This is a genomic window from Massilia sp. TS11 (genome assembly GCF_022012445.1).
In the GTDB taxonomy this organism is placed as follows: Bacteria; Pseudomonadota; Gammaproteobacteria; order Burkholderiales; family Burkholderiaceae_D; genus Telluria.
Window position 1 is genome coordinate 188225 of record NZ_JAKLTS010000002.1, and the last position, 22755, is coordinate 210979.

The 22755-nt window shown below is 65.3% G+C and carries 20 protein-coding genes and 1 pseudogene; 8 read left to right on the top strand and 13 right to left on the bottom strand.

Annotated elements, in window-relative coordinates; all coding sequences use genetic code 11:
• Genes LZ005_RS04340 through cyoA form a run of 7 tightly spaced genes read right to left on the bottom strand, consistent with a single transcriptional unit; the run spans position 1 to position 6565 of the window.
• A complete protein-coding gene (locus LZ005_RS04340; protein ID WP_237805053.1) occupies positions 1-537 on the bottom strand; it encodes a response regulator transcription factor in 537 nt (178 codons plus the stop codon).
• Positions 527-1831 carry an ATP-binding protein gene (locus LZ005_RS04345; RefSeq protein ID WP_237805055.1) on the bottom strand — a complete coding sequence of 435 codons (1305 nt, stop codon included), beginning with the start codon at positions 1829-1831 and terminating at the stop codon, positions 527-529. The genes LZ005_RS04340 and LZ005_RS04345 overlap by 11 nt, the downstream gene beginning before the upstream one ends.
• On the bottom strand, positions 1828-2529 hold the full coding sequence (locus LZ005_RS04350; protein ID WP_237805057.1) for an SURF1 family protein: 702 nt from the start codon (positions 2527-2529) through the stop codon (positions 1828-1830). The genes LZ005_RS04345 and LZ005_RS04350 overlap by 4 nt, the downstream gene beginning before the upstream one ends.
• The gene (gene cyoD / locus LZ005_RS04355; RefSeq protein ID WP_237805059.1) at positions 2529-2960 is read right to left on the bottom strand and encodes a cytochrome o ubiquinol oxidase subunit IV; all 432 of its coding nucleotides are present in this window, start codon (positions 2958-2960) and stop codon (positions 2529-2531) included. The genes LZ005_RS04350 and cyoD overlap by 1 nt, the downstream gene beginning before the upstream one ends.
• Positions 2957-3577, bottom strand: a complete 621-nt coding sequence (gene cyoC, locus LZ005_RS04360) for a cytochrome o ubiquinol oxidase subunit III (protein ID WP_237805061.1) — start codon at positions 3575-3577, stop codon at positions 2957-2959. Before cyoC ends, cyoD begins: the two co-directional genes overlap by 4 nt.
• On the bottom strand, positions 3570-5579 hold the full coding sequence (gene cyoB / locus LZ005_RS04365) for a cytochrome o ubiquinol oxidase subunit I (RefSeq protein WP_237805063.1): 2010 nt from the start codon (positions 5577-5579) through the stop codon (positions 3570-3572). The genes cyoC and cyoB overlap by 8 nt, the downstream gene beginning before the upstream one ends.
• Before the next feature lie 2 nt (positions 5580-5581).
• Positions 5582-6565: a ubiquinol oxidase subunit II gene (cyoA, locus tag LZ005_RS04370; RefSeq protein ID WP_237805065.1), complete on the bottom strand. Its 984-nt coding sequence runs from the start codon at positions 6563-6565 to the stop codon at positions 5582-5584.
• Between the two features lie 159 nt (positions 6566-6724).
• Here cyoA and LZ005_RS04375 point away from each other — a divergent pair, with 159 nt between their 5' ends.
• Positions 6725-8032 (top strand): MFS transporter, encoded by a 1308-nt coding sequence (locus LZ005_RS04375; protein ID WP_237805528.1) that lies wholly within the window; start codon positions 6725-6727, stop codon positions 8030-8032.
• 61 nt (positions 8033-8093) lie between these two features.
• Here the strand turns inward: LZ005_RS04375 and LZ005_RS04380 are convergent, their stop codons facing one another.
• A complete protein-coding gene (locus LZ005_RS04380) occupies positions 8094-9176 on the bottom strand; it encodes a porin (RefSeq protein WP_237805067.1) in 1083 nt (360 codons plus the stop codon).
• A 19-nt stretch (positions 9177-9195) separates the two neighbouring features.
• Positions 9196-10539, bottom strand: a pseudogene (locus tag LZ005_RS04385) (MFS transporter).
• A 24-nt stretch (positions 10540-10563) separates the two neighbouring features.
• Between LZ005_RS04385 and LZ005_RS04390 the strand changes: the two are divergent.
• Genes LZ005_RS04390 through LZ005_RS04400 form a run of 3 tightly spaced genes read left to right on the top strand, consistent with a single transcriptional unit; the run spans position 10564 to position 12526 of the window.
• A complete protein-coding gene (locus LZ005_RS04390) occupies positions 10564-10944 on the top strand; it encodes a LysR substrate-binding domain-containing protein (protein WP_237805070.1) in 381 nt (126 codons plus the stop codon).
• A gap of 51 nt (positions 10945-10995) precedes the next feature.
• On the top strand, positions 10996-11814 hold the full coding sequence (locus LZ005_RS04395; protein WP_237805071.1) for an ABC transporter substrate-binding protein: 819 nt from the start codon (positions 10996-10998) through the stop codon (positions 11812-11814).
• The gene (locus LZ005_RS04400) at positions 11804-12526 is read left to right on the top strand and encodes an SDR family NAD(P)-dependent oxidoreductase (protein ID WP_237805073.1); all 723 of its coding nucleotides are present in this window, start codon (positions 11804-11806) and stop codon (positions 12524-12526) included. Before LZ005_RS04395 ends, LZ005_RS04400 begins: the two co-directional genes overlap by 11 nt.
• 2 nt (positions 12527-12528) lie before the next feature.
• On the opposite strand, the gene LZ005_RS04405 is transcribed toward LZ005_RS04400, so the two are convergent.
• Entirely contained in the window at positions 12529-12762 is a 234-nt protein-coding gene (locus tag LZ005_RS04405; protein ID WP_237805075.1) for a TIGR02450 family Trp-rich protein, read from the bottom strand.
• Between the two features lie 111 nt (positions 12763-12873).
• Here LZ005_RS04405 and LZ005_RS04410 point away from each other — a divergent pair, with 111 nt between their 5' ends.
• The 3 genes from LZ005_RS04410 to LZ005_RS04420 all read left to right on the top strand — a co-directional run bounded on the left by LZ005_RS04410 (position 12874) and on the right by LZ005_RS04420 (position 17126).
• The gene (locus LZ005_RS04410; protein WP_237805077.1) at positions 12874-13569 is read left to right on the top strand and encodes a VIT family protein; all 696 of its coding nucleotides are present in this window, start codon (positions 12874-12876) and stop codon (positions 13567-13569) included.
• Between the two features lie 191 nt (positions 13570-13760).
• Positions 13761-14717, top strand: a complete 957-nt coding sequence (locus tag LZ005_RS04415; RefSeq protein WP_237805079.1) for a tyrosine-type recombinase/integrase — start codon at positions 13761-13763, stop codon at positions 14715-14717.
• Positions 14718-14738: 21 nt separating this feature from the next.
• On the top strand, positions 14739-17126 hold the full coding sequence (locus LZ005_RS04420) for a hypothetical protein (protein WP_237805081.1): 2388 nt from the start codon (positions 14739-14741) through the stop codon (positions 17124-17126).
• Here LZ005_RS04420 and LZ005_RS04425 read toward each other — a convergent pair.
• The 3 genes from LZ005_RS04425 to LZ005_RS04435 form a co-directional block, all read right to left on the bottom strand.
• Positions 17046-18077 (bottom strand): hypothetical protein, encoded by a 1032-nt coding sequence (locus LZ005_RS04425; protein WP_237805083.1) that lies wholly within the window; start codon positions 18075-18077, stop codon positions 17046-17048. The genes LZ005_RS04420 and LZ005_RS04425 overlap by 81 nt on opposite strands.
• A 114-nt stretch (positions 18078-18191) precedes the next feature.
• Positions 18192-20078: an ATP-binding protein gene (locus LZ005_RS04430; protein WP_237805085.1), complete on the bottom strand. Its 1887-nt coding sequence runs from the start codon at positions 20076-20078 to the stop codon at positions 18192-18194.
• Positions 20075-20707: a response regulator transcription factor gene (locus LZ005_RS04435; RefSeq protein WP_237805087.1), complete on the bottom strand. Its 633-nt coding sequence runs from the start codon at positions 20705-20707 to the stop codon at positions 20075-20077. Before LZ005_RS04435 ends, LZ005_RS04430 begins: the two co-directional genes overlap by 4 nt.
• Positions 20708-20841: 134 nt before the next feature.
• On the opposite strand from LZ005_RS04435, the gene LZ005_RS04440 reads away from it, so the two are divergent.
• Positions 20842-22746 carry a hypothetical protein gene (locus LZ005_RS04440; RefSeq protein ID WP_237805089.1) on the top strand — a complete coding sequence of 635 codons (1905 nt, stop codon included), beginning with the start codon at positions 20842-20844 and terminating at the stop codon, positions 22744-22746.
• Positions 22747-22755 lie beyond the last annotated feature (9 nt).

Sequence of the window (22755 nt, forward strand, 5' to 3'; positions counted from 1 at the left end):
CTACTTGACCCGCTGCTTCTCCAGCTTGCGGGCCAGTGTGCGGCGGTGCATGCCGAGCCGGCGCGCCGCTTCGGAGATATTGAAACCCGTCTCGGCCAGCACCTGGTGGATGTGCTCCCACTCCAGGGTCTTGATCGAGGTGGTGCGGTTCGTCAGCTCCACCTCGGTGACGCCGGCCACATGCCCGAAGGCGGCTTCGATATCGTCCGTATTCGAGGGCTTGGCCAGGTATTGGCAGGCGCCGAGCTTGATCGCCTCGACCGCGGTGTTGATGCTGGCGAAACCGGTCAGTACCACGATCAGCATGTCGGGCGAGTGGGTGTGCAGCATCTGCACGCAGGCAAGGCCGGAGTTGCTGCCATGGAGCTTCAGGTCGACCACCGCATAGTTCGGCGTCTCGGTCTCCAGCAGGCTGCGGACTTCGTCGATCGTTTCGGCGCGCGAGACGACATAGCCGCGCCGCTCGAAGGAGCGGGTCAGGGTGCGGGCAAAGGCGAGGTCGTCTTCGACAATCAGGAGCCGGCGCTCATTCTCCATTGGCATCCTCCTCGGGCAAGGCAATCGACCACAGCGGCAAACGCAGGTCGACAATCGCACCGTGTTCACCGCGGCGGGCTTCCACACTGCCGCCCAGGCTGCGCGCCACATTCACGACCAGGAAAAGGCCGAGGCCGCTACCAGGGCGGTTCTTGGTGGAATTGTACGGCTTCCCGAAATTGGCGAGGGTGGCGGCCGAAAATCCGGGACCGCGGTCGCTGACGCTCAGCACCAGCGTGTCCTGTTCGAGCGTCACCGTCAGCCCCACCCACTCGGGCGAGGCTTCGAGCGCATTGTCGAGCAGATTGCAGATGGTCTGCTTGAGCGCGGAATCGTGCACGACGGCGATATCGTCTTCCATCTGCACGGCATACGCGAGCACGGCCTGGGGCCGGGTGCGGCGCCATTCGTCCACCAGTTCGTCGAGAAAATGGCGCAGGGTGGTCGTGGTGGACGACTCGCCGCGCACTTCGCCGGCCGACAGCAGAATGCCGGTGACGATGCTCTTGCAGCGCTGCAGCTGGGTCTGCATTTCGCGGATGTCTTCCTGCAGCGCCGGATTGCTGTTGAATTCCTTCATGCGCAGCCAGTCGCCGAGCAGCACCGACATGGTCGCCATCGGTGTGCCGAGCTCGTGAGCGGCGCCGGAGGCAAGCAGGCCCATGCGGACGATATGTTCCTCTTCGGCTGCGCGCTGGCGGAACTGCGCCAGCTGGGCATCGCCCGCGCGCAGATTGGCGCTGATGCGGGTGATCAGCACCACCAGCAGCGAGGCATTCAGTGCAAAGCAGAACAGCAGGCCCACGACGTAGAGCTTGTTGAAGTCGTCGGGGCGCTCGAGCAGGGCGGGCAGGGGCGTGGACCAGAACGACAGGCCGGACAGGCAGAGCGCGGCAATGGCCACGAAGGTCCAGCTGGCCCAGGCGTCGAGCAGCACGGCCGACAGCACCACCTGCAGCAGATACAGCGAAGCGAACGGATTGCTGGCCCCGCCGCTGTAGTGCAGCTGGGCAGTGAGGCTGGCGACGTCGACCAGCAGGGCGACGAACATCTCGCCATTGGTGACGATGGGGTTTTCGTGCCAGCGCAGATGGCTGCCGATATTGAAGGCGCTCAGGCAGGCCAGCACGGCCAGCATCTGCGGCATCGGCAGGTGGCAGTCGAGCACCAGGCTGACAAAGGCGATCGTCGTCACCTGGCCGAACACGGCGATCCAGCGCAGCCGGATCAGATACAGCATGTTCTTGTGGCCCACCACATCGCCGACGTGGGGGCCGAAGCTCAGTCGTTTCATGCCTCGTCCATCGTTGCTTGGCGGCGCCGGATCTGCCAGACGCGCAGCAGCACCATCGCGGCAAGTGTAAACCAAGTCAGCGCATACACGAGATGGTGGTTGCGGAAGGCAATGACGGTCAGGCCGCCGACGGGGGCGCCGGGGGCGGCGCGCGGGTCCGCTTCGGCATCGATGAAATAGGGGGCGACGCTGCCCAGGCCGCGTGCGGCGGCGATGGCCTGGACATCGCGCGAATACCAGCGCTCGGCACGCGCATCGTTGTTGCGCAGGAAGCCGCCGCCCGTTTCGCTCAGGCGCAGCAGGCCGCTGACGCTAGTGCTTTCCTCGGCCGGGGCGGTGGGCAGGCGGCGCTCGGGTACGAAGCCGCGGTTAATCAGGATCGTGCTGCCATCGGTCAGGCGCAGCGGGGTCATCACCCAATAGCCGGGCCCGAGCGTGGTCGAAGCCTGGACCAGGGTGCTGCGCTGGTGTTGCAGAATGCCGCTGGCCTGCACGTGCAGGTATTCGGCATTCTCGGCGGTGAGACTGGCCCAGGCGGCGCGTGGGGGAGCGGGCTGGGCGGGCGCATGGACGCGCGCATCGACGCGCGCGATCAGGGCCAGTTTCCATTGCAGGCGAACCAGCTGCCAGCTGCCCAGGCCGAGGCACACGAGGGTGACCAAGGCCAGGGCGATGCGCCAGACCCAGCGGGCGGACATCAGGGCATATCCGCCATCGGTTGCGGCTGCGCGGCCGGCGCGCCGGCGGCTGCCGGGGCATGCTGCATGCCCGGCATCATATTGTGCTGCAGGTGGTACATGACCCAGATCGAGCCGGTCAGCACGATGACCACCAGCATGATCGTGAACAGCAGGGCCAGCAGATTCCAGCCGCCCTCGGCGCGCGAGTTCATGTGCAGGAAGTACACCATGTGGACGACGATCTGCACGGCGGCAAAGCCGAGCAGGATGGCGGCCGTGGCGCCCGAGCTCGGGATCACCTTGGCCATCACCAGCCAGAACGGAATCGCGGTCAGGATGACCGACAGCACGAAGCCGATGATATAGCTCTTGAAACTGCCGTGGTCGTGGCTGTCAGCATGGCCATGCTCGTGGCCGTGGCCGTGGCCGTGGTCGTGGTGCGCGCTCATGGCAGAACTCCCATCAGGTAGACAAAGGTGAAAACGCCGATCCAGATCACATCGAGGAAGTGCCAGAACATCGACAGGCACATCAGGCGGCGCATATTGGCTTCGCCCAGGCCCTTCTGTTTGAGCTGGACCATCAGGGTCAGCAGCCAGACGATACCAAAGCTCACGTGCAGGCCGTGGGTGCCGACCAGCGCGAAGAAGGACGTCAGAAACGCGCTGCGCTGGGGACCGGCGCCTTCGTGAATCAGGGCGGCGAATTCATGCAGTTCCAGATACAGGAAGCCCAGGCCGAACAGGCCGGTAATGGCCAGCCAGAGCAGGGTCTGGTTCAGGGCCTTGCGCTGGGCGTACAGCATCGCGAAGCCATAGGTGATCGACGAGAACAGCAGGAAGGCCGTGTTCAGGGCCACCGTCGGCAGGTCGAACAGTTCGGCGCCGGTCGGGCCGCCCGCGTAATTGCGGCCGAGCACGGCGTAGGCGATGAACAGACAGGCGAAGATCAGGCAATCGCTCATCAGGTAGATCCAGAACCCGAGCAGGGTGCCGTTCTCCGGATGGTGATCGCGCACGTAGAAGGCCATCTCGGCCTCGTTGGCGTGGAGAGTAGTGTCAGACATGGGCAATGCTTTCCAGAGTACGGGTACGCTCGGCTTCGGTGTCGACCACCTGGGCCGCCGGGATGTAGTAGTCGCGCTTGTAATTGAAGGTGTGGATCACCGAGGCGGCCACGGTGGCGACGAAGGCGACGATGGCCAGCAGCCACATCTGCCAGATCACGGCGAAGGCGGTCGCTGCGCTCAGGCCGGCGATGATGAAGCCGGCGGCGGTGTTCTTCGGCATGTGGATGTCGATGAAGCCGCTCAGCGGGCGGGTGTGGCCGCGGCGCTTCATATCGGTCCAGGCATCGTTGTCATACACGCGCGGCGTGAAGGCGAAGTTGTAGTCGGGCGGCGGCGACGAGGTCGACCATTCGAGCGTGCGCCCATCCCAGGGGTCGCCCGTCAGGTCGCGCTGGGCGCCGCGGCGGCGGAAGCTGACGTAGAACTGCACGAGCATGGCGCCGATACCGCAGGCGATCAGGACGGCGCCGACGGCGGCGATCTGGAACCAGATCTGCAGCGAGGGGTCTTCGAAGTGGCTCATGCGGCGGGTCACGCCCATCAGGCCCAGCACGTACAGGGGCATGAAGGCCAGGTAGAAGCCGATCACCCAGCACCAGAAGGAGATCTTGCCCCAGAAGGCGTCGAGCTTGTAGCCGAAGGCCTTGGGGAACCAGTAGTTGATGGCGGCGAACACGCCGAACACCACGCCGCCGATGATCACGTTGTGGAAGTGGGCGATCAGGAACAGGCTGTTGTGCAGCACGAAGTCGGCCGGCGGCACGGCCAGCAGCACGCCCGTCATGCCGCCGATCACGAAGGTGATCATGAAGGCGACGCTCCACATCATCGGCAGTTCATAGCGGATACGCCCACGGTACATCGTGAACAGCCAGTTGAAGATCTTGGCCCCGGTCGGGATCGAGATGATCATCGTGGTGATGCCGAAGAAGGAGTTGACGCTGGCGCCCGAACCCATGGTGAAGAAGTGGTGCAGCCACACCAGGTAGGACAGGATCGTGATCACGACGGTCGCATACACCATCGAGGTGTAGCCGAACAGGCGCTTGGAGGAGAAGGTCGAGACCACTTCCGAGAACACGCCGAACACCGGCAGCACCAGGATGTAGACCTCGGGGTGGCCCCAGATCCAGATCAGGTTCACGTACAGCATGGCGTCACCGCCGAAGTCGGCCGTGAAGAAGTGGGTGCCGAAAGTGCGGTCGAGCGAGAGCATGGCCAGCACGGCCGTCAGGACCGGGAAGGTCACGACGATCAGCACGTTGGTGCACAGGGCGGTCCAGGTGAACACCGGCATCTTCATCAGGCGCATGCCGGGCGCGCGCATCTTGACGATGGTGGCGATCAGGTTGACCCCGGACAGCAAGGTGCCGACCCCGGCCACCTGCAGCGACCAGATGTAGTAGTCGACCCCGACATCGGGACTGGCCAGAATCCCGGACAGCGGCGGATAGGCCAGCCAGCCGGTGCGCGCATATTCGCCGACGAACAGCGAGACCATGGTCAGCGCGGCGCCGAAGGCCGTCATCCAGAAACTGAAGTTGTTCAGGAAGGGGAAGGCGACGTCGCGCGCGCCGATCTGCAGCGGCACCACGTAGTTCATCAGGCCGGTGACGAAGGGCATGGCCACGAAGAAGATCATGATCACGCCGTGGGCGGTGAAGATCTGGTCGTAGTGGTGCGGCGGCAGGTAGCCGAGGTTCTCACCGAAGGCCATGGCCTGCTGGGCACGCATCATGAGGGCGTCGGCAAAGCCGCGCAGCATCATCACGAGGCCGAGCACCATGTACATGATGCCGATCTTCTTGTGGTCGATACTGGTGATCCAGTCGCGCCACAGCGGGCCCCACAGACGGTAGCGCGTCATCAGCGCCAGGGTCACCAGTCCGCCCAGCACCACCATGGCGAAGGTGGCGAGCAGGATCGGCTCGTGATAGGGAATGGCTTCCCAGCTCAGGCGGCCAAGCAGGGGCCGCGCCAGAAGAGATTGGTCTTGCATGATCAGTCTTTGCTAGGTTTGGTGTTCAGGGCCAGCGGCGTCGGCGTCTTGCACAGGCGCTCGTCCATTTCTTTCTTGCTCAGCACGGCGCGCGTGCGGGCGGCGTCGGCGGCCATCATCTTGTTGGCGCAGACCGTGCCTTCGGCCACGCAGCGATTCAAGATGGCGTCATACAAATCCGTTTCGACGCTAGCATAGTGGCGTACCGGTTCGCGTTCGCTGGGCTTCTCAAGCTGCAGGTACTCGGCGCGCTTGAGCTGGCCGTCGCCGGCCTTCATCTTGGCAACCCAGGCCTCGAAGTCCGTGGCCGATACGCCGTGGTACTTAAAGCGCATGTGCGAGAAGCCGGCGCCGCTGTAGTTGGCCGAGAAGCCGTCGTACACGCCCGGTTTGTTCAGCACCGCATTGAGGGTGGTGTCCATGCCCGGCATCGCGTAGATCTGGCCGGCCAGGGCCGGCACGTAGAAGGAGTTCATGACCGTCGAGGCGGTGATCTTGAAGCGGATCGGGGTGTCGACCGGGGTCACCAGCTCGTTGACGGTGGCGATGCCCTGTTCCGGATAGATGAACAGCCATTTCCAGTCCATCGCCACCACCTGCACGACCAGCGGCTTGTGGCTGGCGGCCAGCGGACGGTTGGCGTCGATGCGGCTCAGCGGGCGGTAGGGGTCGAGCAGGTGGGTGCTGATCCAGGTCAGCAGGCCGAGCACGATGATGATCATCAGCGGCGCGCCCCAGATCACCAGCTCGAGCTGGGTGGAATGGTCCCAATCGGGCAGGTAGGTGGCCTTACTGTTGTTTTTACGGTAGCGCCACGCAAAGAAAATGGTGAGCGCAATGACAGGCACAATTATCAATAGCATCAACAAGGTAGACACTGTGACGAGCTGTGCTTGCTGGGCAGCGATGTCGCCAGAAGGATTCATCACGACGGTATTACAACCGGCAAGACTGGCGGAAAGCAGAAGGAGCAGTATGATAGGCATTAGCAAGTTTCTTTGACCTGGATCAAGGAGTTCGATACTTTATCCACTGGGCAATAGTCTTGCGATTGGACATATTGTCCTACCAGAAAACTACATAACAGCAATAAATCTTGGTGATAACTCTACGAGCACTGGGATTGGAGACAAAAAATGCAAAGCATGACAGCACCGCTGCCGGGGCTTGCGGCCTCGAGCAAACCGTCCACTCCGGAGCGCATTGCGCCGTCTGAGATCGCCGTCGGCGTGATCATCGGGCGGGCCTCCGAGTATTTCGACTTCTTTGTGTATGCCATCGCCTCGGTGCTGGTCTTTCCGTCGGTGTTCTTTTCCTTCGAGCCCAAGCTCGATGCGATGCTGCATTCCTTCCTGATTTTTTCATTTGCCTTTTTGGCAAGGCCGCTCGGCACCGTCACCTTCATGGCGATTCAGCAGCGCTTCGGGCGTGAAACCAAGCTGACGGCCGCCTTGTTCCTGCTTGGCGCCTCGACCGCCGGCATCGCCTTCCTGCCGACCTACGAGACCCTGGGCCTGGGCGCGATTGCCTTGTTGGCCATGTTGCGTTTCGGGCAGGGGATCGCGCTCGGCGGCAGCTGGGACGGTCTGCCCTCGCTGCTGGCGCTGAACGCGCCGAAGAACAAACGTGGATGGTACGCGATGCTCGGCCAGCTCGGCGCGCCGACCGGTTTCCTGATCGCGGCCGGCCTGTTCGCGCTGCTGCTGTCGCAGCTGTCGCACCGCGACTTCCTCGACTGGGGCTGGCGCTATCCGTTCTATGTCGCCTTTGCGATCAATGTGGTGGCCCTGTTCGCGCGCCTGCGCCTGGTGTCGACGCCCGAGTACGCGCGCCTGCTCGAAGAAAAGGAACTGCAGCCGACCGATGTCGGCGAGATGCTCAAATCGCAGGGCCGCAATGTGCTGATCGGCGGCCTGGCGGCCCTGGCCAGCTATGCGCTGTTCCATCTGGTGACGGTGTTCCCGCTGTCCTGGATCAGCCTGTACTCGACGCGCTCGGTCAGCGAGTTCCTCACCATTCAGATGGGCGGGGCCGTGCTGGCTGCCATCGGCATCGTAGTCTCGGGCTGGATCGCCGACCGCGTCGGCCGCCGCCGCACGCTCGGCACCCTGGCCGTGCTGATCGGTGTGTTCAGCGGCTTCGTCCCGCTGCTGCTGCAGGGCGGCGATACCGGCCAGACGGTGTTCATCCTGCTCGGCTTCGGCCTGCTCGGCCTGTCGTATGGCCAGGCCGCCGGCGCCGTCACGGCCAATTTTGAACTGCGCTTCCGCTACACGGGCGCGGCCCTGACCTCGGACCTGGCCTGGCTGGTCGGCGCCGCGTTTGCGCCCCTGGTCGCGCTCGGCCTGTCGGCCAAGTTCGGCCTCGCCTATGTCAGCCTGTATCTGCTGTCGGGCGCGGCCGGTTCGCTGGCGGCCCTGAGCCTGAACCGCGCGCTCGAAATCAAAGACTGAGTCCACATAAAAACGCGCTGACCCGCCCGGCAGGTCAGCGCGTGTACTTTTGGGGCGGGACTCAGAACAGGTGGCGCAGCCCCCCCATCACCCCGCTTTGCGTTTTACCGCTGCCCACGCTGCCGCCGGCGTCGAGCGCGATGGCGGCATTGCCGTGGTTGTCCATGCGGCCCAGGCTGGCGTAGACGGCGCTGCGCGGCGACAGTGCGTAGCTCGCGCGCAGCACCAGCAGCGTCGTGTCATCGGCCGCGGCCTGCACATCCTTGCGTGCCACCTGGGCGTCCAGCGTCCACTGCCCCTGCGGCACACTCACTCCCAGATAGACCAGATCGCTATTCGTGATGCCGCTGGCGGCCAGCGTATGCCGGCGGATCAGGCCGCCGCCGAGTTTGGCGCTGCCCAGCATGACATAGGCATTCGCGCTCAGGCGGCGGTCGTATTTGTCGCTGCTGGTGAGGCCATTGGCGGCGCCGGCGTTGCCGAACAGCTTGTCGTAGCTGAAGCTGGCGCCATAGGCCTTGGACTCATAGCCGAGCAGCGCCGTGTACTGGCGGCAGGCGCGCGCATTGCCGCTGACTTCGCCCGCGCAATTGGTGGCGGCCGGGCCACCGGCGGCGGAGGCATCGCGGCCCAGGCTGTAGGTGGCGCCGGCGAGCACGCCATTGAAATTGCCCAGATAGCCGAGCGCATTGTCGCTGCGTGCGTTCGGCAGGTAGAGGTCGATGCTGCTGATCGAGAACAGGTTCGGGCGGAGCACATCACTGCGCGCCGTGGCGAGGAAAGTCATATTCGGGATGCGGCCCAGTTGCAGCGTGCCCCAGCCGCCGCGCAGGCCGACCCAGGCCTGGCGGCCGAACAGGCGCCCGCCCTGGCCCTGCACGCCGGTGTCGGGATTGAAGCCGTCTTCGAGCGTGAACACGGCCGCCAGGCCGCCGCCCAGATCCTCGCTACCGCGAAAGCCCAGGCGCGAGGGCAGGCTGCCGCTGAGCGAGGCCATCTTGGTGGCCGCATGGCCGGCCGCGTCGGTATTGGTGGTGCGTGCCAGGGCGGCGTCGATCACGCCGTACAGGCTGACATTGCTGTCGGCGTGAGCGAGGCCAGCGCCCATGGCCAGGGCCAGGGCGATCAAACTGCGTTTTTGCATCGGTGTCTCCGTGAGGTTTTTATTTGCTGGCCGCCAGCGGGCTGCTGACGGCGCTTGCGGGGGCGCTGCTGGGCTGGCGGATCATCGATACGGCCAGCGCGGCAAGCACGGCCGGAATGGCCATGGCCAGGAAGTTCTGCTGCAGCGGCAGGGCCATGCCGACCAGGATGCCGATCACGATCGGCGCCAGAATCGCGCCGCTGCGGCCCACGCCCGATGCCCAGCCGATGCCGGTCGAGCGCATCGCGGCCGGATAGAACTGGCCGGCGTAGGCATAGGTAACGATCTGGGTGCCGATGGTCGAGGCGCCCGCGAGGCCGACCAGTACGAACAGCAGCGGCGTCGGCATCGGGTAGCCGAGCAAGGAAATCGACACGGCCGCCAGGCAGTACATCCCCACCAGCACATGCTTGATGTGGAAGCGATCGGCCAGCCAGCCGCCGCCGACGGCGCCGATCACTGCGCCAAAATTCAGCACGAGCACGAAGTTCAGGGCCGAGCCGAGGCTGTAGCCGGCGCCGGCCATCAGCTTGGCCAGCCAGGAGCTCAGCGCATACACCATGAACAGGCACATGAAGAAGGCGACCCAGAACATCAGGGTGCTGAAGCCGCGCCCTTCCTGGAACAGGCGGCCAACCGGCGTACCCTGGCCGTGGTCGGCCTGGGCCAGCGTGTAGTGCTCGCCGGCCTGGGCACGGTAGTCAGGCATCAGGCGCTGCAAGATGGCCTGCAGTTCGGCGTGGCGCTGGCGGCGTGCCAGAAAGGCCATCGACTCCGGGAGGTTTTTCAGGATGAAGGGGATAAGCAGCACTGGCACACCGGCGGCCAGGAACACCGACTGCCAGCCGTAGCTGGCCAGCAGGCCTTTACCGAGCAGGGCGGCGAGCATGCCACCCACCGCATAGCCGCTGAACATCAGTGTCACCAGCGTGGCGCGGATGCGCTTGGGCGCGTATTCGGTCATCTGGGCGACCACATTCGGCATCACGCCGCCGATGCCCAGGCCGGCCAGAAAGCGCATCAGGCTGAAGCTGAACGGGTCGCTGCACATCCCGGCCGCCGCCGTGAACACGCTGAACAGCGCAAGGCAGATGACGATGGCCATGCGGCGGCCGATGCGGTCGGCGATGGTGCCGAGGAAGATCGCGCCGAACATCATGCCAAACAGGGCGGAACTGAGCATGAAGCCGGCGCTTTGCGGCGTCACGCCCATCTGCTACATGATCGAGGGCAAGGCGATGCCGGCCACGGCCAGGTCATAGCCGTCGCAGATGATGATCAGCGCGCACCAGAACAGGACGCCCGCGTGGAAGCGCTTGAAGGGGGCCGTGTCGGCCACCGCGTGAATGTCGATGTGTCGCATCGTGTGTCTCCTTTGTGGTTGTGGGTGTTATTTTTTGTGCAGCAGGTGGTGGGCGAAGCCCTGCTCGTCTATCCGAAGGCGCCGCGGCCCAGCTTCGCCGATCAGGTGCTGGCCGCCTTCGCGGCCGCCGGCCTGGTGCCCGAGCAGGTCAGCGAGGTGCGCGAGCTGCAGGTCGCCATGGGACTGGTTGCGGCCGGCCAGGGCATCGCCATCGTGCCCGAGAGCGTGCAGGGTATGCACCAGCGCAATGTGATTTACCGCCCGCTCGAGGACAAGCACGCGTTTTCGCCGATCTTCTTCAGCGCGCGCAGCCAGGACCGCACACCCGAACTCGAGAGCATGCTGGCCGCCGTCTACGCCACTTACGATCAGCTCGGCATTCCCTACACGCCGACCCAACTGTGAGGCGGCGGCTGCACTAAAATAGCGCCATTGCGCACATGAAAGGACCTGGCCATGAAGGCTCGTAACCTGCTCCGCACGCTGCTGCTGGGCGTCCTGGCCGGCGCGGCCTGGCCGGCGCTGGCCGCCTGCTCGCGCCCGATTCAGGTGCCGATGGCGCCGCATGGGGTCGCCATCGTCTCGAAAAACGACAAGGCGGCCGGCGTGCTGCCCGATCTGCTGCAAAGCCTGGGCGAGGCGCACGGTTGCAAATTCGTGTTCTCGCTGGTGCCGCGCGCGCGCCTCGAGATGCTGTTCAAGGAAGGCAATGCCGACCTCATCGTGCTGTCGACCCGCTCGCCCGAGCGCGACCGCGCGGGCAGTTTCGTCCCGATGATCAATTACCGCGCCGTCCTGGTCAGCAATAAACCCCTGCCCACGCCCGTGCACACGGTCGAGGAACTGGTCAAGAACACCGAACTGCGCATCGCCCTCGTGCGCGGCTTCGATTACGGCCCCGCCTACCGCACCCTGCTGGAGCCGGCGCTGACGGCGCGCGTGCAGCTGGCCAATGATCTGAACGACCTGATGCGCCGGCTGCAGGCGAATATCGCCGATGTCACCATCCTGCCCTACAGCAGCGCCTACAACACCATCGTCGACGATGCGCGCCTCAAGGGGCTCGATGCGACGCTCACGATCCACGCGCTGGACGACCTGCCATGGCAGGATGCGGGCTTCTACGTGTCGAGCCGCACGCTGGCGCCGGCCGACAAGAGCGCCCTGATCGACCTGCTCGGCGCGGACGAGGTGGGCAACCAGTTCATCAAGGGCCTGTCGAAGGCGATCCCGCCCAAGATTCTGGCCCTGACGGCGCGCCGCCATGCCAAGTGAGGCGGCGCCGCTGACGCTGGCGAGCCTGCCGACACCGTTTCGCGCCCTCGTGCTGGGCAGCTCGGGCGCGCTCGGCGCCGCCTTTGTCGAGCTGCTGCGCGCGCAGCCGCATTGCGCCGAGGTGGTGGGCCTGCACCGCGCCAGCAGCCCGGCCCTCGATTTCGCCGACGAAGCCAGCATCGGCGCGGCCGCCCAGGCCCTCGCGGGCGGGCCGCGTTTTCATCTGATCCTGAATGCCACCGGTATCTTGCATGCCGATGGGCTGATGCCGGAAAAGCGCCTGGCCGATCTGCACTACGCCCAGTTGCAGGCGACCTTTGTGGCCAACACTTTTGGCCCGGCCCTGGTGCTGCGCCATTTCACGCCCCTGCTCGACAGCGAACGCGGCCTGATGGCCCTGCTGTCGGCCAAGGTCGGCAGCATCGGCGACAACCGCCTCGGCGGCTGGTACAGCTACCGCGCCTCCAAGGCCGCACTCAATATGCTGGTCAAAACGGCCGCCATCGAACTGGCGCGCAGCCAGAAGAACGCGGTGCTGGTGGCCCTGCATCCGGGCACGGTCAATTCACGTCTGTCGCGTCCCTTCCGCGGCGAGCAGATCGGCCGTCCGGCGCTGGCGGCGGCGGCCGATATGCTGCGCGTGCTCGATGGCCTGGGCCCGGCCGACAGCGGCAGCTTCCGCGCCTACGACGGCAGTCTGTTGCCCTGGTAGGCCTAGCGCCAGCCCTGCAGCCAGCGGCTGCTGTCCTGCAGCTCGCGCCAGGGCAGGGTGAAGGCGCGCCGCGTCAGCACGGCCTCGAGCGTGACCAGCTCGATCGGCAGCTCGGGCTGCTCGGGCGCGATCACGGCGGTGACCATGAAATGCTTTTCCTTGTTGCGCGGCGTGGCCGCCGTCCATTTGCTGCGCAGGAGTTTGGCCGGATTGAGGCGGGGTGTGGAGCTGGGCATGATGCGGCCGTGGAAGCAAAGCGTGGCCGAGATTGAACGCCCTTTTGCCGGGCGCGTCAATGGCGCGCCGGAACTGCTAGACTCGCTGTATCACAACAGGACGGATCCACCATGCCAGGACGACATCGCGAACGCCATCAACTGGGCCAGGTCGGCTGGCTGCGCGCCGCTGTGCTGGGCGCCAACGACGGGATTGTGTCGACGGCCAGCCTGATTCTCGGGGTGGCCGCGTCGAATGCCTCGCATGCCAGCATTCTGGTGGCCGGCGTGGCCGGGCTGGTGGCCGGTGCGATGTCGATGGCGAGCGGCGAGTATGTGTCGGTGCAGTCGCAGGCCGATACCGAGCGCGCCGCCATCGAGAAGGAGCGCGCCGAGCTGCGCGACAATCCCGATGGCGAGCACGCGGAGCTGGCCCACATCTACGTCGAACGCGGGCTGGAGCCGGCGCTGGCGCAGCAGGTGGCGGCCAGCCTGATGCGCCACGACGCGCTGTCGGCCCATGCGCGCGATGAACTGGGCCTGACCGACACGCTCAGCGCACGCCCGCTGCAGGCGGCCGTATCGTCGGCGCTCAGCTTTGCTGTCGGCGCCGCGCTGCCGCTGCTGGTGGTGCTGGCCGCCCCGCCCGCGCGTCTGATTCCGCTGACGGTGCTGATGTCGCTGCTGTGCCTGGCCCTGCTCGGGGGTCTGGCCGCGCGCGCCGGCGGCGCCAATGTGCTGCGCGGCGTGCTGCGCGTGAGCTTCTGGAGCGCGCTGTCGATGGCGGCCGCGGTCGGCATCGGTGCCCTGTTCGGCACCAGCGTCTAGCGCAACTGGCGCCGGGCTGCGGGTGAGGACGCAGGGAGGCGCCAGCGTGAGAAGTCTCTCCAATGCTGAAGCCTGGGCGGAGACATCGGCCCGACTGTAAGCGCGAGGACACCGCCAATTGGTTTCCTTTTCTCCTGAATTAGAAGGTTTGTCACGTTCTAGAATTTCCCCTCGCGATGGAGGAGTGAGGGATGATTCTTGGAGAAGCATGTACACGTTTCCTGGCCTATTGCCGGGACGAGCGAAAACTATCCGAGGCCACGGTGCGTGCATATGGCCTCGATTTGCAGGACCTGCGCCAGGCGCTCGGCCCTGAGCGGCCGCTGGACGCCCTGGACCAGGCGGCGGCGGAGGCCCTGATTCACCGCTGGGCGACCTGCCCACGCTGGAAGGCGAGTACACTGAAGCGCAAGCTGGCGACGGTGCAGGTGTTTATCGTCTGGCTCTGCCAGCGGCGCCTGCTGGCCGCTGATCCATTCACGGCGATCCGACCTTCGATCAAGCTTCCCAAGCGTCTGCCGCGCAATCTGTCGACATCGGAAGTGGCGGCCCTGCTGCGCCCGGCCGGTGCGTCGCCGGATGCTGGTCCGAGCGGGCGCTCGCGTCGTGACATGGTGGCCGATTGGGACCGGAGAACGGCGCGCCTGGCGGCCGAGGTGATCACTCTGACCGGAATTCGCGTGGGCGAGCTGGTGCAGATTGCGCCGGCCGATCTGCGACTGGACCAGCGTCAGATCCGCATTCGTGGCAAAGGCGACAAGGAACGCTTGGTCGTTTTCCCTGACGCGGTGACGGCCGAACGCATTCGTGACTATCTGGCCAGCGCACGCCGGCGCTTCGCGATTGAGGCGCCGCAGACGGTGTTCATTAGCGCCCACGCGCGCTGCGCGTCGGATCAATACATCAGGCGGGTGCTGCGTCAATATGCTTCGGACGTCGGGCTCGACCGTCGCATCACGCCGCACATGCTGCGCCACACGGCCGCTACGCAACTGTTGGAGGCAGGGCTCGATATTCGTGTCGTGCAGCGCCTGCTCGGCCACGCCAGCATTAGCACAACGGAGATCTACACCCATGTCTCCGATCAGGTGCTGCATGCCCAGATTGCACGGGCCGATGTCCGAAGGAGGCTGGAAACCTACGGATAACTAGTAATTATCTGCCTTCCGATGGTGCAGCCCGTCAAATTTGCCAACAGAACTGTTGAAATCGCCAAGTTCAGGCAGTTTTTTCAGAGCCGTGATCCGACCAAGCGGGCAATCATCTTCCGAGCATCGAAATCCAGCGGGATATCCGAGTTTCTCAAACATCTGGCAGCCAGCCAGGAAAAAAGCGGGATTGCCATCTACTTTGACATGGCGGCCGGCGGCGTTTCTCAATTAGCTGATGCGTTGAAGGACAAGCGCGACGAGCGCTTGCTCTGCCGCCTTGGCTTTTTCTTCCAGGCGCCGCCGCTTATCTCCTTTCTGTCCAAGCTGGTCACGCTGTCGACAGCCACGCAGACCTTTGCCTCGCGCTTTGGCGTCACCACCCTGGTCGGCATCGGCGAGGGCATTCTGCTGACCCCTTTTCCGTCGACCTCGACCGCGCGCATTTGCAAGATGGCATTGACCTGGCCGCGGCCGGATGTGCTGTTTTTTTTGGACAACGCACAGAAGAAGACCGCGGAAATCGTCCAGCTCGCCCAAGCCTGTGCGGCGGATGACCACTATCGGCATGTGCGCTTTGTACTGGCGGTGACCGATGAAACGGAGGGTAATCTAGCCGAGGCCGGCTTCCGGCAACGATTACCATTCGGCCCTGAGGCCATCGACGAACAAGCACTGCAACCGATCGACGCTCAATTCGTCGCCGCCATTTGCGCCGCTAATGGTCTCGCGCTGGATACGGCCGATTTCGACCGGTATGCGGCGCTGGCCGGGAACGACATGTGGATGCTGCTTAGTCACCTGACTGTGCGCGGAACGTCCGCCCGTCCTGTAGCACTGGGACCGGTCAGTGAATTCCTGGTCCGCCTGCTGGTCGTTGCAGAGCAGCCACTGCGGCTGGCGGACATGCGTTTGCTTGCACTTTATTCAGAACAGATCGTTTGCACGCCGGATGCATTTGACAAAGCGATCGCTGACTTGCAGGCCCAGCGCATCATTCAGCGCCACGCAACGGAGGACGGTGAGGCACTGATTCTGCTGGTGAGTGATTCGGCGCTGCCGGTCCGCGCCATCAAGGGCGCTGAGGTCGCCAATCTCGCGGTGGCCCGCGATTTATACGACTTCTTCGCTGAAGCCGAACGTGCCGGCTCCGCGCGCCACTCTGATGCTGCGCTGGCTCAACTACTCTACCGTCTGGCGCACGATCTCGATCCGGCTGCGCTGCCGGCCCGCGCCCAGACCCTGGTGCGAATCGCCATGGCGCAAGGGTCGATGGCCGATGCGGAGCGCTATATTGCGCATGCCCAGAGAAAGCACGGGGCGGCCAATCTGCATGACTTCTTCGTGCAGATTTCACTCTTCGTCTCGCTGCAGGATTATGCGCGCGCCAAGGAGATTCTCGAAAAGATCCCTCGGGTCGAGTTCAGCCGCTATCGCATCCTGCGCATTCTCGACGCTGTTGCTCTGAATCGCATACGCAGTCACGCCGACGCCAATGTCGCGATCGACCGTCTGCTTGCTGAGCACGGTTCTGCGGAAGAGCGTGTGCTGCTAGTGTCGTACAAGATTGCCGGCCTCCTGCACGAGGAAGAATGGGCGGCCGCCTCCGCCGTGTTGAGTGAATGGCGCCCCCAGTTGAGCAAGGCAGCGAACTACCCCTACCTGCTTAGAACGGCAGCGGCCGTTCCCATGCTGCATCCGCAAGCGGATCTGGCGGCTGCTGAACAGATGCTGCTTGAGGCACTGCGGGGCTTCCGCGCTGCCAGGGACGCGTTTGGCGAGGCTACCACCGTATGCAATCTCGGGGTGACCAGAGCCTATGCCGGTGACTTTGCTGCGGCCGAGCGGGATTTTCACGTCGCCTATCGTAGCCTTGCCGTGCTCGGCACGCAGCATATTCAGGAGTCGGGGACAAATCTCGGTACGGCGCTATTGTGTTTGGGCGAATACGCGCGCGCCAGACTTCACATGAACAAACTTCTGCCGATGATGGAGATGAATTATCCGCGCGCAATCACAGAGGCGAACCTGGCGATGCTGCATTTGTACGACGGGCAGACGCAGCAGGCCCTCGATCAGGTGCGTGCCCTGATCATCGCCGCCGATGCGGTGAAAGTGCTTGATTGCGCGCGTCATGTGCGCTTTGCCGGTGCCTTGATCGAATACTGCGCCGGTTACCCGGTGCGCGCTACCGCCTTGCTCGATGAAATCGACACCATTGGCGGTGATAGTCCATATCTGAACCGACTACGTACGCGCTTCAGCGCTGGCCCCCTGGAAGCGGCTGAAGCACTCGCACTCTACCGCACCGACTGGATGCAATACTGGTCACAGAACCCACTTCAAATGCTGCCGGCTTCCACACTGACGGCCCAAAGCATGTTCCACCACGTGGCCGAGCACGCCTGACAGAGACAGGCCATGGGCTGCGGCAGCTAGGCCAATCGCACCATCGGCGCCGAGATAACAGCACAGGTTGAATTCCAGGAACTGGCGTTGCCCCGTGTGCGGGTCGTACCGGTAGTCGATGCGCAGGTAATCCATCGGGCCCGTGGCCGACCAGAGTGCCAGCGCATCGCGGCAGATGTCGTCTGCCACGCCGTCCAGCATCAGCAGTTCGTAGCCAAGCGGATCGTCCATCTTCAGATCCTCGGTCAGGATATTCCCGGCCTTGTCGGAGCGCGGATGAACGTGGCCGAGGATGAGAGGCATGGTGTCGCCAAGTATCGGTACGGTGACGTCAATGCCGGGAGCAAATTGCTCGACCAGGACTGGCACACCCTCGCGTAGCCGCTGGGCGGCGACCGCCTTCGCCCCAGACCAGGTATCCTGCAGCGACTGCGCTGTGATGCCTTCCGACCCTGCACCGAAGCGGTCTTTGATGAAGTAAGGGCCAGCAAATAAGGGCGCCGCCTCAAGGGCAGCCTCATCCGAGTAGGGTATGCCGTCGGGACAAGGAATGCCCAGTGCGCGCGCGGCCAGCTTGCTCAGCCATTTGTCTTCGGCGAGGGCTCGGATGCCCGGCGGAGCACCGAGGTAGGGAATGCGCGCATATTCGCAGAAGGCCGATACCAGGACTTCCGATTGGTTGAGCGGCATCCGGTTATACAACGAGAACACAAAATCGACATTGCCTCTGGCGAACAATGCGGAGGTCGGCTGGGCGGAGGAGCGCATCTGATAGCCCAGTTCGCCAAGCAGCTGCCAGATACTGAAATGGTAGGCCGGATAGCCGCCGTCTCCTGGGAAGGTCTTCGCGCATGGGGCAGATTCATCCGGCGCATACTCAGCAAGGAAGAGGATACGCCGCTGCTCGGGGACTTGTGGTTGCAGGATACGTTCGGCGATTGAGGGCGGCATGGTGATGATAATTACTAGTTATCACTTGTAGTACTGCCCATTTGATTTGATTTTGGCAATGTTGTCAATGATTGTTGAATTTATGGGGCCGATACGGGTGCTGCCGCGCTGTGTTCATGATTTCGTGACCGGCGCGTCCTGCAGGTGCGCGATCGCGCCGAGTGCGAAGTCCCATGCCACGCGACAGCCGCCGGCTTCGCTCAGGTCCCAGTGCGCATGGCCGCCCCAGCGCTGGCAGCGCAGGGCCATATTGCGCCGGCCCTGGCCGCTCCCGTCGGCATGCGCCGGCTGCAGGCCAATGCCATCGTCATCGAGCTGGAAGTGCAGGCGCTCGCCATCGAGCGTGATGCGCACGGCGATACGGCGCGCGCGCGCGTGTTTCAACGCATTGCTGACCGCCTCGCGCAGCACGCGTGCGATGTCGAGCGCGGCCGAGGGCAGTACCTCGGGACCGGGCGCGTCGAGCGGATAGTCGGGCGCTTCCCAGGCGAAGCGCAGGCCGGCATTGGTGATGCGCGTCGCCACCTCGCTGCGCAGGTCGGCCAGCAGAAAGGCCAGCGGCTGCGGCCCCTGACCGGAATGCGAGACCATCGCACGCAAATCCTGCAGCGCCGCGCGCGCCGTTTGCGCATGCTCGGGATCGGGTGCGGCGATCACCAGCGTCAGGAGCTTGGCGCCGATGTCGTCGTGCAGATCGCGGTAAATCTGTTCGCGCTCTTCCTGCAGCAGGCGGTCCTGCTGCAGGCGCTGGGCCTGGCTGGCGCTGTGCAGCGCCTCGGCCGTGCGCTGGTGGACCTGTTGCTCGAGGCCTTTGTTCATGTCGAGCAGGCGCTGCTGCATCAGTCGGTAGCGGCGCAGCACCATGAACAGGATACAGCCGAACAGCAGCACGCCGGCGAAGTGATTCAGCATCGGCTCGGCGAAATCGAGGCGGCCGGCCCACCAGGCCAGATCGTGCAGATTGAGGCCATGGGCGGCCAGCAGCACGCCGGAAACGACGATGGCTTCGGTATCGGCCGCGCGCACCCCATGCAGCACCGAGGCGCCGAGCAGGGCCAGGTAGAAGGCGCCGGGCAGGGCGAACAGGCCGGTGGAGGCGGCGGCGAAACCGCGCGGCCAGTCGTAGGCGGTGAAGCCGAGCACCAGCAGCCAGGTGACGATCATCAGCGGCGCCATCCAGCGCAGGCGCAGATGGAAGAAGCGGTAGAGGAACAGGCCGATCAGGTAGGGATAGGACAGGCGCGCCAGGTAGTAGTACATCTCCCAGCGCGCGCCGCCGATCCAGGGCGTCTCGCTGCTCCAGCCGAACACCGAGATCGCCCAGCAGATCATCGACAGGCCGGCGTAGGCGAAGCCGCGCTCGCCCATCGTGTGGTTCAGGCCCAGCATCATCAGCGCCAGGAAGATCATCGCCAGGCCAATCGCCTGCTGCGCGATCGGCTGCCAGATCAGCATCCGCTGGTAGTAGGGCGCGAGGCGCTGGTAGTCACCCACATACACCTGCGACAGGCCGCCGCGCAGGCCGGGCAGGGTCTTCAGGCGGATCGTGGCCCGGTGGCGCCCGGCTGTGCCGGCCGGCGGATCGAGCCGGTACAGGCGTGGCTGATTGAGCTGGCGCGGCGCCTCGCCGTCCCAGCTGGCGGGCATGTCGACCAGGTCGTCGTCCCAGTGCAGGGCGCCGGTCATCGACCAGCGCGGGATATACACGGCGGGCTGGCGCAGGTCGGCCGGCAGATCGAATTCGAGCCGGTAGGTCGCCAGGCCGGCGCGGCCCGGCGCACGCGCGTCCCACAGGTCGGGCAGGCTGATCGCCTGCCAGCTGCGTTCGCCGTCGTGCAGGACCCAGGCGCTGACGGGCAGCACGGCGTCGGCGGCGGCGGGCGCGCGGCCGACCAGCAGCGAGCGGCTGGCCAGGCTGATCAGAATGGCCGGCAGCAGTACCCCGAACGCCAGCCACAGGTGGCGCCGCTGGGCCAGCAGTTGGCGCAGCCAGCGCTTCATACGAGGCCAAGGGCGCGGGCGGTCAGGGCCGCTTCGGCGCGCGTCGAGACATTCAGTTTGCGGTAGATGACCTTGACGTAGCCGGCCACGGTATTGGCCGTTAGTTGCAGCAGGTCGGCCGCCTCGCGCAGGGTCAGGCCCTTGGCGATCAGCACCAGCACCTCGCGCTCGCGCGGGGTCAGGGCTTCCTCCAGCGGCGGGGCGCTTGCGCCGGCGCGGAAATGGTGGAGCAGTTTGCGCGCGATCGCGGGCGAGAGCGGCGGGCGGCCATCGAGAATGCCGCGCAGTGCCAGTTCGACGTCGCCGGCGGCGGCATCCTTGAGCAGGTAGCCGATCGCGCCGGCGCGCAGGGCCGGGAACAGATGCTGATCGTCGTCGTAGATGCTGGCCACCACGCAGACGGTGTCGGGCGCGTGTTCGCTGCACCATTGGATCAGCTCGACGCCGGAACCGTCGGGCAGGCCGAGGTCGATCAGGGCCACCGCCGGCGCGCCGGCGCGCAGCTGCGCCAGCGCGCTCTGGACGGTGTCGGCCGTGCGCAACGCAATCGGCGGAAAAGCACGGCGCAGGGCGGCGCTCAGCCACTCGCGCGAGGCAGGGACGTCGTCGACCACCAGCCCGGTTTTCATGGGTCCTCCATCGGTATAGCGCCATTGTGCAAGCCTGGCTGGCGCTGCCAACCCCCTGAACAGGGGATGCACAGATTAGCATTTTGCTAGCGAAAATGCCCGCGCTGTGTCCAATAACCAACCAGGATTTCGCCATGCAAAATCGCTCCCTGCTTCGTCTGTCGCCACTGAGCCTGGCCCTTGTGCTTGCCGCCTGCGGCGGCGGTTCTTCCAGCAATACGGCGCCGACGCCCGCACCGGCGCCCGTCCCGGCGCCCGCGCCCACGCCGACGCCCGCGGTCACCAGCGTCACCGTCAGCGGGACGGCGGCCACGGGCGCGCCGCTGGCCAATGCCAGTGTCCAGCTCAAATGCCGTGCCAATACGATTCCGGCCACAACCAGCGGCAGTACGGGCAGCTTCAGCCTGGCGGTCCCGTCCGATAGTTTCCCTTGCGTCGGCCGGGCCAGCGCCGGCAGCGTCACCTTGCACGCAGTGCTCGAGGGGGCCAGCGGCAATACGGCGCGCATGAACATCACCCCGTTCACCGAGATGATGGTGGCCCAGATGGCGGGCAGCACCCGCACCCCGGCCCAGTTCTTCGAGGCGATCGGCGTCAGCGCGGCCGGGGCGCCGGCCTTCAGCGCCATCAACGCCAGTGCGGTGGCGGCCGCCTTTGCCGGCCTGAAGAATATCGTGCCGGACAGCGTGCGCAGCGCGCTCAATGAGCTGGGCAGCGAAACCCCGCTGAACGTGAATTTCCTGGCCAATGGCAGCGGCCACGACGCCGCCCTCGACAGCTTCAACCAGGCCTTGGCCGCGGCCAAACTGACGCTGGCCCAGGCCAGTGCCAGCCTGGCGGCCAATCCGGGCGGCAGCGTGGCCCTGCTGCCGCTGGTCCAGGTGCAGACCCTCAGCGCCCAGGCCGGCGCCAGCATCAGCATCGCCATCAGCGGCAAGGCCCTGCCTGCCAATAGCGATGTGACGGTCCGCTTTGGCAGCATCACCACCGCGCTCGGCAAGACCAATGCCAGCGGCACCAGCGTGACGGTGACGCTGCCGTCCAGCCTGGGCGTGACCGGTCTGCCGCTTGCCGTCGCCGTCGATGGCGCCTATGGCTCGGCGCTGCTGACCGTGCTGGCGCCGCCGACGCCGGTGCCGCCTGCCGGCGAAAGCCGCAAGCCGCTGCTGGTGCGGACCCCGACCGGCTTCGCGGATCTGAACTACAAAGCCACGGCGGCCGATGTGGCCGAACTCGACGGTAAGAAGTTCGACGGCACCCTGGGTGACGGTTCGGCCTGCTCGGTGGGCTTCAACCGGGGCACGATGACGCTGACGGCGCGCGGCGCCAGTTACAGCGCCAGCTTCAACGGCGACAGCAACGACAGCATCGAGTCGAACATGGGCAATGGCTCGCCCTACCTGAGCCTGACGGCCGTGGACGGCGGCACCAAGACCGTGTTCGCCACGCTGGGCGCGGCCAGTATTGCCTCGGCCACCGGGGTGCCGGTCGGCGATGTCTGCCGCCTCAGCAAGGGTGCGGCGCTGCCGGCCGACTTCACGACCCTGAGCCTGAGCGACCGTTCCTGGGCCGCCAACAAGGCGCGCATCGTCTCTGCCACCCCGTACACGGGCAAGGGCAAGCGGACCGGCGGCAGCGGCACCGAGTCCTGCAGCGTGACGATCTCCGAGACGGCCGTCAAAATCCAGGTCGGCAGCGCGCCTGAAGTCAGCGTGCCGCTCGAGGTGCTGGCCGATGGCAGCGTGGGCGGGGTCAACTACGGCACCAGCGGCGCCTGGTTGCCCTGGTATGTGGCGCCGCTGGTCGCGGTCAAGGCGCCGGCGATCGAGTTCACCAGCTATGCGCGCCACAGCACGGCCGACGAGGCGGCCGGCAATGGCGCGTATGCGGAGATCCGTGCCTTCTACGCGGGCGATGGGAGCAACCAGATCACTGGTCTGGGCCAGGTGTTCGTGCGCAAGCAGAAGACCGCCGGCGGCACCTATGAGGACAACTACGCCTGCGTGATCCGGCAGTCGAAGAACGGAGTCGACTGGTAAGTCTGGCGT